General features: G+C 66.1%; 7 protein-coding genes. 6 read left to right on the top strand and 1 reads right to left on the bottom strand.

Annotation, left to right across the window (positions count from 1 at the left end; genetic code table 11):
• Positions 1–54 precede the first annotated feature (54 nt).
• The 6 genes from AC4FAH_RS09205 (at position 55) to astB (ending at position 7,647) form a co-directional block, all read left to right on the top strand.
• On the top strand, positions 55–1,056 hold the full coding sequence (locus tag AC4FAH_RS09205; RefSeq protein ID WP_172978721.1) for a GlxA family transcriptional regulator: 1,002 nt from the start codon (positions 55–57) through the stop codon (positions 1,054–1,056).
• Positions 1,057–1,212: 156 nt separating this feature from the next.
• A complete protein-coding gene (locus AC4FAH_RS09200; protein WP_490245933.1) occupies positions 1,213–2,433 on the top strand; it encodes an aspartate aminotransferase family protein in 1,221 nt (406 codons plus the stop codon).
• A gap of 23 nt (positions 2,434–2,456) precedes the next feature.
• A complete protein-coding gene (locus tag AC4FAH_RS09195) occupies positions 2,457–3,518 on the top strand; it encodes an arginine N-succinyltransferase (RefSeq protein WP_043334469.1) in 1,062 nt (353 codons plus the stop codon).
• Positions 3,518–4,549 carry an arginine N-succinyltransferase gene (gene astA / locus AC4FAH_RS09190; RefSeq protein WP_043334418.1) on the top strand — a complete coding sequence of 344 codons (1,032 nt, stop codon included), beginning with the start codon at positions 3,518–3,520 and terminating at the stop codon, positions 4,547–4,549. Before AC4FAH_RS09195 ends, astA begins: the two co-directional genes overlap by 1 nt.
• A 151-nt stretch (positions 4,550–4,700) precedes the next feature.
• On the top strand, positions 4,701–6,200 hold the full coding sequence (astD, locus tag AC4FAH_RS09185) for a succinylglutamate-semialdehyde dehydrogenase (protein WP_490245932.1): 1,500 nt from the start codon (positions 4,701–4,703) through the stop codon (positions 6,198–6,200).
• Between the two features lie 100 nt (positions 6,201–6,300).
• A complete protein-coding gene (astB, locus tag AC4FAH_RS09180; protein WP_153636500.1) occupies positions 6,301–7,647 on the top strand; it encodes an N-succinylarginine dihydrolase in 1,347 nt (448 codons plus the stop codon).
• A 118-nt stretch (positions 7,648–7,765) separates the two neighbouring features.
• Here the strand turns inward: astB and AC4FAH_RS09175 are convergent, their stop codons facing one another.
• Positions 7,766–8,956, bottom strand: a complete 1,191-nt coding sequence (locus AC4FAH_RS09175; protein WP_107336046.1) for an MFS transporter — start codon at positions 8,954–8,956, stop codon at positions 7,766–7,768.
• Positions 8,957–9,107: the final 151 nt, after the last annotated feature.

Here is a 9,107-nt window from a genome sequence, read left to right as displayed (position 1 = left end):
GAGGCATGGCACAATATGGCGCCACCCTCACGCGACGGACCTCGACTCACACTCATGCCCGTGGATTCACTGGTTTCCCCCCAGGCCCAGCAACGCCAGATAGGCTTCGTGCTGCTGCCCGGCTTCTCGTTGTTGTCCCAGGCCTGTGCGCTGGAGCCGCTGCAGGTGGCCAATCAGCTCGCGGGGCAGACACTCTATCGGGCCGTCACTTTCGCGCTTGACGGGCGTGGCGTGGCGTCCGCGGCGGGCTTGAGTCTCTCGCCGGACAGTCTGGTCGCCAGTGATTCGCGCCATCTGGACGCCCTGTTCGTGTGCGGTGCTCAGCCGGCGGGCGAGGCGAGCCTGCAGGAGGTGGCCTCGAATCCCGCGCTGCTGGCCTGGCTCAAGCGTCTGGCCGAGCGTGGTGTGATGCTGGGCGGCATCTCCACCGGCACCCGTGAGCTGGCTCGCGCCGGGTTGCTCGATGGCTATCGTGCGACGATTCACTGGCAGCGCGCCGAATCCTTCCGCCGCGACTTCCCGCAAGTCAACGTCTCCCATCAGCTCTATGAGCTGGACCGTGACCGTGTCACCTGCGGCGGTGGCACCGCGGCGATGGACATGATGATGACGCTGATCGCCCAGCAGCATGGCCGCGCGCTGGCCGAGAAGGTCTCCGAGCACTTCGTCTGCGAGCGTATCCGGCTGGCGGACGAGCCGCAGCACGTGCCGCTCAAGAACCGTTTCGCCCATGCGCCCCAGCCGCTGGTGGAGGCCGTGACGCTGATGGAGGCCAATATCGAGGAGCCGCTCTCCACCCACGAGATCGGTGAGCACCTCGGCATCTCGCGGCGTCAGCTGGAGCGGCTGTTCAAGAAGCATCTGCAGGCGGTGCCCAGCCGCTACTATCTGGATCTGCGTCTGGCGCGCTCGCGTCAGCTGCTGCGCGAGAGCGATCAGCCGATCGGTGAGATCGCGCTGGCCACCGGCTTTTCCAGCGCCGCTCACTTCTCCACGGCGTTTCGCAACCATTTCGGGCGCAGCCCCCGCGACGAACGTCTCATGCTGCAGGCCTGACACCTTCCCTGGATGACAAAAGTCGCCTCCTGACATAAGTCGTCGTCCTTTCGCTGAAAGTCTTTGTCATCTCGCCTCCCTATACTCGAGTGTCATGACCCGTGGCTTGCCGATCATCGGCCGGCCATGCCAAGACCCCGCGATGAGGAAGAGACGATGACCCAGCTGACCCGTGCCGATTTCGACCATGCCATGGTGCCCAACTACGCACCCCAGGCTGCCATTCCGGTACGCGGCGAGGGTAGCCGTCTGTGGGATCAGGAAGGTCGCGAGTACATCGACTTCGCCGGTGGCATCGCCGTCACCTCGCTGGGCCACTGCCACCCGGCGCTGGTCAAGGCGCTCAAGGACCAGGCCGACAAGGTCTGGCACCTGTCCAACGTCTACACCAACGAGCCGGCACTGGCGCTGGCCAAGGCGCTGACCGAGCGCACCTTCGCCGACAAGGTCTACTTCTGCTCCTCCGGTGGTGAGGCCAACGAGGCTGCGCTCAAGCTGGCGCGTCGTTTCGCCCACGACACCCATGGCGAGAAGAAGGACAAGATCATCTCCTTCCGTCAGTCCTTCCATGGCCGCACCTTCTTCACCGTCAGCGTCGGTGGCCAGCCCAAGTATTCCCAGGGCTTCGGGCCGATTCCGGGCGGTATCCAGCACGCCGAATTCAACAATCTCGACTCCGTGCGCGAGCTGATGGGCGATGACACCTGCGCGATCATCGTCGAGCCGCTGCAGGGCGAGGGCGGCATCATCCCCGGCGAGCAGGCATTCCTGGAAGGACTGCGTGAGCTGTGTGACGAGCACGATGCGCTGCTGATCTTCGATGAAGTCCAGAGCGGTGCCGGGCGTACCGGCCACCTGTACGCCTACCAGCACTTCGGTGTGGTGCCGGACATCCTGACCACCGCCAAGGGCATCGGCGGCGGCTTCCCGCTGGGCGCCATGCTGACCACCGATCGCATCGCACCGGCCATGGCCATCGGCACTCACGGTTCCACCTACGGCGGCAACCCGCTGGCGTGTGCCGTGGGTCTGGCGGCGCTCGAGACCATCGACACCCCGGAAACCCTCGACGGTGTCGCGCACCGCCACCAGCTGCTGCGCAACGGCCTGGAAGGCATCGCCAAGCGTCACGGTGTCTTCAAGGAAGTGCGTGGCATAGGCCTGTTGATCGGCGCCCAGATGGCGCCGGACTACGCGGGGCGCGCCAAGGACATTCTCAACCTGGCGATGGAAGAAGGCCTGATGGTGCTGATCGCCGGTCCTGACGTGCTGCGTCTGGCGCCGTCGCTGGTGATCAGCGAAGAAGAGATCCAGAGCGGTCTCGACAAGCTCGACCGCGCCGTGGCGAACTTCGTCGCCGCCTCTGCATCTGCATGAGCAGCGCCATGAGCAGTGCCCCGATGCTGGTGGTGCGGCCTGCCGAAAGCCGCGATCTGCTCGCCCTCGAGCGGCTCGCGGCCACGGCAACGCCTCGCCTGACCAATCTGCCGGCACATCGTGACCGCCTCGAGGAGCGCATTCTGCGCTCCCAGCGCAGTCTGCGAGCCGAGATCGACTTCCCGGGCGATGAGATCTACTGCTTCGTGCTGGAAGATCTCGACACCGGCGAAGTGGTCGGTACCGCCTCGCTGCGCGCCGAGGCTGGCGCGCGGGAGGCCTACTACACCTATCGTCAGGAAACGCTGATCCACGCCTCGCAGCAGCTCAACGTGCGCCACGAAGTGCAGACGCTGTCGCTGTCGCATGAGGTGTCGGATGCCACGCTGCTGTGCGCGCTGTCGCTGGATGCCCGCTACCGCGAGACGGATGCGGACAGCCTGCTGCGCCGCGCACGCCTGATGTTCATCGCCCAGTACCCGGAGCGCTTCGCCACGGAACTGGCGGTGGCCTTCCCGGGCTATCTGGAAACGCGCGACGAGCGTCAGGTCAGTCCGTTCTGGGACAGCGTCGGCCAGCACTTCTTTGATCGTGATTTCAATGAAATCAATCAGATGGCGGGGGTGCGCTCCAAGAGCTTCATCGCCGAGGTCATGCCGCCGTTCCCGCTCTATCTGCCGCTGCTCACCCCCCAGGCGCGCGCCGCCATTGGGCGTGAGAATCCGCGCCATGAGTACGCCATGCAGGAGATGCTCGCCGAGGGCTTCTCGCGCTCGCGTCATGTCGACATCTTCGATGCCGGCCCCTTGCTGCTGGCGGAGTGCGAGCGTCTGCATACCTTCAAGCAGTGCGGTTGGCATCCGGTGCGTATCCGCCCGCAGGAAAGCCTGCCGGATGCGGTGCCGGCGATGGTGGCCAACCAGCGTCTCGGCGATTTCCGCTGCGTGCTGGCGCGCTACGCCCTGACGCCGACCGGCCAGTTGATGCTGACGCCGCAGCAGGCCGAGGTGCTGGGCGTGGAAGAGGGGCGTGCGGTGCTTGCCGTGCCGATGCCATTGCCGACGATGGATGAGGGAGAGTTGTAATGCGCATTCGTCCTATCGCTCGACACGATATCGAAGGCCTCAAGGTACTGGCGCGGGAAACCGGTGTCGGCTTCACCTCGCTGCCGGACAATCATGAGTTTCTCAGCGCCAAGATAGAGCGCACCCTGGCCGCCTTCGAGGGCCGAGAACCCAGCGATGATCGCCTGTACTTCTTCGTGCTCGAGGATGATCGCGATGGCAGCATCGCGGGCTGCTGTGCCATCGAGGCCTGCGTGGGCACCGATGCGCCGTTCTATCACTACCGTCTCGGTTCGCTGGCGCACTCCTCGGTGCAGCTCGATCTGCATCGCACCCTGGATACGCTGACGCTGTGCTCCGACCACACCGGTGATGCCGAGGTCTGCTCGCTGTTCCTGCGTGAGGGCTGGCGCAAGGACCGCAACGGCGCGCTGCTCTCCAAGGTGCGCTGGCTGTTCATGGCCCAGTTCCGCGCGGCCTTCCCCGACAAGGTGCTGGCCGAGATGCGCGGTGTCTTCACGCCCGAAGGGCGCAGCCCGTTCTGGGAATGTCTGGGCAGCCACTTCTTCCCGATGGACTTCAATGAGGCCGACCGCCTCACCGGCATGGGCCAGAAGAGCTTCATCGGCGAGCTGATGCCCAAGTTCCCGATCTATACGCCGTTTCTCTCCGAGCCCGCACGGGCCGCCATCGGGCAGGTGCATGAGCACACCCGACCGGCGGTGGCGATGCTCAAGAAGGAAGGCCTGCGCTGGGAAGGCTACGTCGACATCTTCGATGGCGGCCCGACGGTGGAGGCCTATATCGATGATGTGCGCGCCGTGCGTGACAGTCAGCTGGCGAGTGTCGAGGTCATCGCGTCTGATGCCCCGGCCTGCGAGCGTCCCGCCGTGATGGCTGCCACCACCGGCATGGCCGACTTCCGTGCCAGCTGGATCAGCCACGACGTCACCCGGGACGACTCCGGCGCCTGCCATGTGCGCCTCCACCGTGATGAGGCCGAACGCCTCGGCGTCACCGGCGGCGACACGCTGCGCGTGCTGGCCGGCTGAAGCGTCCGCCACGGACATCCGCTTCTTCGCGCCAATTCGCAGGCGCATACCGCCTTGCGTCCTTTTGCCATCAGCGGGGCAGATCGCCAACTGCCCTGTTACTCCTTGTTCAGCGTCGCTCGCGCGGCGCGCTCTTTCGATGAGGCATGCCATGACCACTACGAATTCGACTCCCGCCACACTCAACGTGCGTCAACAGCTCTTCATCGACGGCGCGTGGCAAGCGGGCGAGGCCGCATCCTTCACCAAGACCGACCCCGTCTCCCACGCACCTCTGTGGCAGGGCGCCGCTGCCACTGCCGAGCAGGTCGAGCAGGCCGTCGCGGCAGCGCGTCAGGCATTCCCGGCCTGGTCACGTCTGGGCTTCGAGGCGCGTCTGGCGGTGGTGGAGCGCTTCCGCGATCAGCTGGAGCAGCACCGCGAAGCGCTGGCGGTCAGCATCGCCAGCGAAACCGGCAAGCCGCTGTGGGAAGCGCGCACCGAGGTCGGCGCGATGATCGGCAAGATCGCGATCTCGGTGAAGGCCTATCACGAGCGTACCGGCGAGCGTGCCAAGGATGTCGCGGGCACCCAGGCAGTCCTGCGCCACCGTCCGCACGGCGTGATGGCTGTCTTCGGCCCCTACAACTTCCCGGGGCATCTGCCCAACGGCCACATGGTACCGGCGCTGCTGGCGGGCAATGCCTGCGTGTTCAAGCCCTCCGAGCTGACCCCGGCCACCGCCGATCTCACCCTGCAGTGCTGGGAGGCCGCGGGCCTGCCGGCCGGCGTGATCAATCTGGTGCAGGGCGCGGCGGAAGTCGGCCAGGCCCTGTCCCAGTCCGAGGGCATCGATGGGCTGCTGTTCACCGGCAGTGCCAAGGTCGGCAAGCTGCTGCACCGTCAGTTCGCCGGTCAGGTCGGCAAGCTGCTGGCGCTGGAACTGGGCGGCAACAACCCGCTGGTGGTGCGCGATGTGCAGGATGAAACCGCCGCGGTGCTGGCGATCATCCAGTCGGCCTTCGCCTCGGGCGGTCAGCGCTGTACCTGTGCGCGACGCCTGATCGTGCCGCAGGGCGAGGTCGGTGATCGTCTGATCGATACACTGGCCACGGCGCTGCGTGAGTTGCGGGTGGCGGGTCAGTTCGCGCAGGACGCCCCCTTCTATGGCGGCCTGGCAAGCGTCGCCGCGGCCGAGGGGCTGCTCAAGGCGCAGGACGATCTCGAAGCGCGGGGCGGCAACGTCATCGTGCGCATGCAGCAGGTGGAAGAGGGCACCAGTCTGCTCAGCCCGGCGCTGATCGATGTCACCGGCCTTGCGCTCGAGGACGAGGAATTCTTCGGTCCGCTGCTCAAGATCCATCGCTACGCCGATTGGGACGACGCCATCGCGCTGGCCAATGACACCCGCTACGGCCTCTCGGCCGGGCTGATCGGGGGCGATCGCGCTGACTGGGACGACTTCCTGCTGCGCATTCGCGCGGGCATCGTCAACTGGAACCGCCAGACCACCGGCGCTTCCGGCGATGCGCCCTTCGGTGGCATCGGCGACAGCGGCAACCATCGCCCCAGCGCCTATTACGCCGCCGACTATGTCAGCTATCCGGTCGCCTCGATGGAAGCCGAGGAGCTGGCGCTGCCCGCGAACCTGCCGGCCGGTATCCGTCTGTAAGGCCGTCCGTTCGGGCACCGTTGCCGCTTACCCATTGTTGACCACGACGCCCGCCGTGCCTGTTTGCTGAGCTGGCAAGGCGTCGTGGCAGGAGACCTTCATGTCCGATACTCCGTATCAAGAGATCAATTTCGATGGCCTGGTCGGCCCGACCCACAACTACGCCGGTCTGGCGCATGGCAACGTGGCCTCGATGCGCCACGGCGGGCTGGCCTCCAACCCGCGCGAAGCCGCGCTGCAGGGCCTCGACAAGATGAAGTCGCTGGCGGATCTGGGTTATGCACAGGGGATTCTGCTGCCGCAGCAGCGCCCGGACCTTGGCGCACTGCGTGATTTAGGCTTCACCGGCAGCAACGCCCAGGTGTTGAAGGCGGCCAGCGAGCAGGCCCCGCAGCTTCTGCGCGCGGTGTGTTCCGCCTCCAGCATGTGGACGGCCAACGCCGCCACCGTCACGCCGTCACGCGACAGTGGTGATGGCCGCGTGCATTTCACGCCGGCCAACCTGCAATCCAGCTTCCACCGCTACCTGGAGCCCGCGACCACCGGGCGCATCCTGGGCGCCATCTTCGCCGACGATGGCCACTTCGCGCATCACCCCGCGCTGCCCGCGACCCCGGCCTTCTCCGATGAGGGCGCCGCCAACCATACGCGGCTGTGCGATGGCCACGGCGGGCCGGGCGTGCATCTCTATGTCTATGGCCGCCAGGCCTTCGGCGGTGATGGCGTCGAACCGCGTCGCTATCCGGCGCGCCAGACGCTGGAAGCCAGTCAGGCCGTCGCGCGTCAGCATGGCCTGAGCGAAGGTCAGGTGGTATTCGCCCAGCAGCACCCGGACGCCATCGATGCCGGTGTCTTCCACAACGATGTGATCGCGGTGGGCAATGGCCCGGTGCTGTTCTATCACGAGCTGGCCTTCCGCGATGAAGAGGCGGTGCTTGACGAGATTCGCGCCAAGCTGTCCACGCCGCTGATCCCGATCCGTGTGCCATTGGAAGCCGTCAGCCTCGAGGATGCCGTGTCGTCCTATCTGTTCAACTCGCAGCTGCTCTCCAGCGACGATGGCAGCATGACGCTGGTGGTGCCGGGCGAGTGTCAGGAGAACGAGGCGGTGTGGAACGCGCTGCAGAACGCGATTCTGGCCGGCCCGAACCCGATCGGCGAAGTGCTGGTCAAGGACGTGAAGCAGAGCATGCGCAATGGCGGCGGCCCGGCCTGTCTGCGTCTGCGCGTGGTGCTCAGCGACGCCGAGCGCGCCGCGTTGTCCGGGCGCGTGATGATGAGCGACACGCTGCACGCCGAGCTGGGTGACTGGGTCAAGCGTCACTACCGTGACAGCCTGACACCGGCAGACCTCGCCGATCCGCAGCTGGCCGAGGAGACACTGACGGCACTGGATGAGCTGACGCGGCTGTTGAAGGTCGGCAATGTCTACGCCTTCCAGCGCTGATCGCCCTTGCTGAAGTCCACAACGACACAGCCCCCATCGGTCTTGCCGGTGGGGGCTGTGTCGTTGTGGATTGGTGATCTGAAGTCTGAAATGTGAGAGGCGAATGCCGTGGCGCGACTCAGGCCAGCTGTGGCTGAATCACGCGCGTGGGCTCGCGACGCACCGGCCAGTGCACGATGGCGGCCAGCAGACCGAAGATGCCGCTGGAGATCCACAGCAGGTCGTAGCTGCCGGTCAGCTGATAGACCACACCACCGCCCCAGGCCCCCAGGAAGGCACCGACCTGATGGGCGGCCAGCACCATGCCGAACACGAAGGCCTGACGCTTCTGACCGAAGTAGAGCGCGACGGCCTGACTGGTCAGCGGCACTGTCGACAGCCACAGAATGCCCATGATCGCGCCGAAGGCGTAGAGCAGCATGCTGCTGGGCGGGATGACCACCATCGCCATCACCAGCGCGGCGCGGCACAGATAGATCAGCATCAACAGCTGCGGCGGGTGACGGCGGCCGCCCCAGGCACCGAACAGGATGGTGCCGGCGATATTGAGCGCGCCGATGATCGCCAGCGTGTTGCCGGCCACGTTCAGGGGCAGGCCGCAGGCGACCACGAAATTGGGCAGGTGGGTGGCGATGAAGGCGACGTGCACGCCGCAGACGAAGAAGCCGCCGGCGAGCGCCAGAAAGCGTCGGTCCTGCAGCAGCGGACCCTGGCTCGGGATATCCTCCGCCGGTGCCTCACTGCCGGCCGGCGGGCGACGCAGTAAGGGCAGCGCCATGGGAATCAGCAGCAGACAGCTGGCGCCGAGAGCCAGCATGGCGATCTTCCAGTCGATCAGTACCAGCATCGGGGTCGCGACCGAGTAGATCAGCTGCCCGAAGGAGCCGCCGGCCGAGGCGATGCCCAGCCCGATGCCACGATGCTGAATGGGGACCACGCGCGTGACGGCTGCCAGCACCAGCGGAAAGGTGGTCGCCCCGATGCCGATGCCAGCCAGCACGCCGGCACCCAGCATCCACACCGTCGGGGTCGGCCAGAGGGCGGTGACGCCCATGCCGACCGCGTAGCACAGGCTACCGACCAGGAAGACGCTAAGCGTGCCGAAGCGGTCCGACAGCTTGCTGGCGATGGGCGCGGCCAGTCCGAAGACCAGATTCTGGATGGCGAGCGCGAATGACAGACTCCCCATGCCCCAGGTGAGTTCGCTGGCCATCGGTGGCAGCATGAAGCCCATGGCCTGCCGCGCGCCGGTATTGATGGCGAGAATCAGCGCTGCCAACGCGATCGCTGCCTTCCAGTTCAGTTGCATGTCTGGCCCACCCCTGTCGTTATCATTGTGCTGCGGACTCCACTGCCTGTGGGCGGAAGATCACCTTGAGACCTTGGTCTCTATATTCCACTTTATTCTCATGGATGGGCGCATCCCGAATACGTCAACGACGGTAGCAGAAGCGACAGCG

This window comes from Cobetia sp. (assembly GCF_983723665.1).
The sequence above is the reverse complement of the archived record's forward strand: the minus strand, read 5'-3'. Positions and strand labels throughout refer to the sequence as shown.

Bases quoted from the DNA above. Each gene is read 5' to 3' on its own strand.
- AC4FAH_RS09200 (WP_490245933.1), top strand. From the start codon at position 1,213: ATGACCCAGCTGACCCGTGCCGATTTCGACCATGCCATGGTGCCCAAC.
- astA (WP_043334418.1), top strand. From the start codon at position 3,518: ATGCGCATTCGTCCTATCGCTCGACACGATATCGAAGGCCTCAAGGTA.
- astB (WP_153636500.1), top strand. From the start codon at position 6,301: ATGTCCGATACTCCGTATCAAGAGATCAATTTCGATGGCCTGGTCGGC.
- AC4FAH_RS09205 (WP_172978721.1), top strand. From the start codon at position 55: ATGCCCGTGGATTCACTGGTTTCCCCCCAGGCCCAGCAACGCCAGATA.
- AC4FAH_RS09195 (WP_043334469.1), top strand. From the start codon at position 2,457: ATGCTGGTGGTGCGGCCTGCCGAAAGCCGCGATCTGCTCGCCCTCGAG.
- astD (WP_490245932.1), top strand. From the start codon at position 4,701: ATGACCACTACGAATTCGACTCCCGCCACACTCAACGTGCGTCAACAG.
- AC4FAH_RS09175 (WP_107336046.1), bottom strand. From the start codon at position 8,956: ATGCAACTGAACTGGAAGGCAGCGATCGCGTTGGCAGCGCTGATTCTC.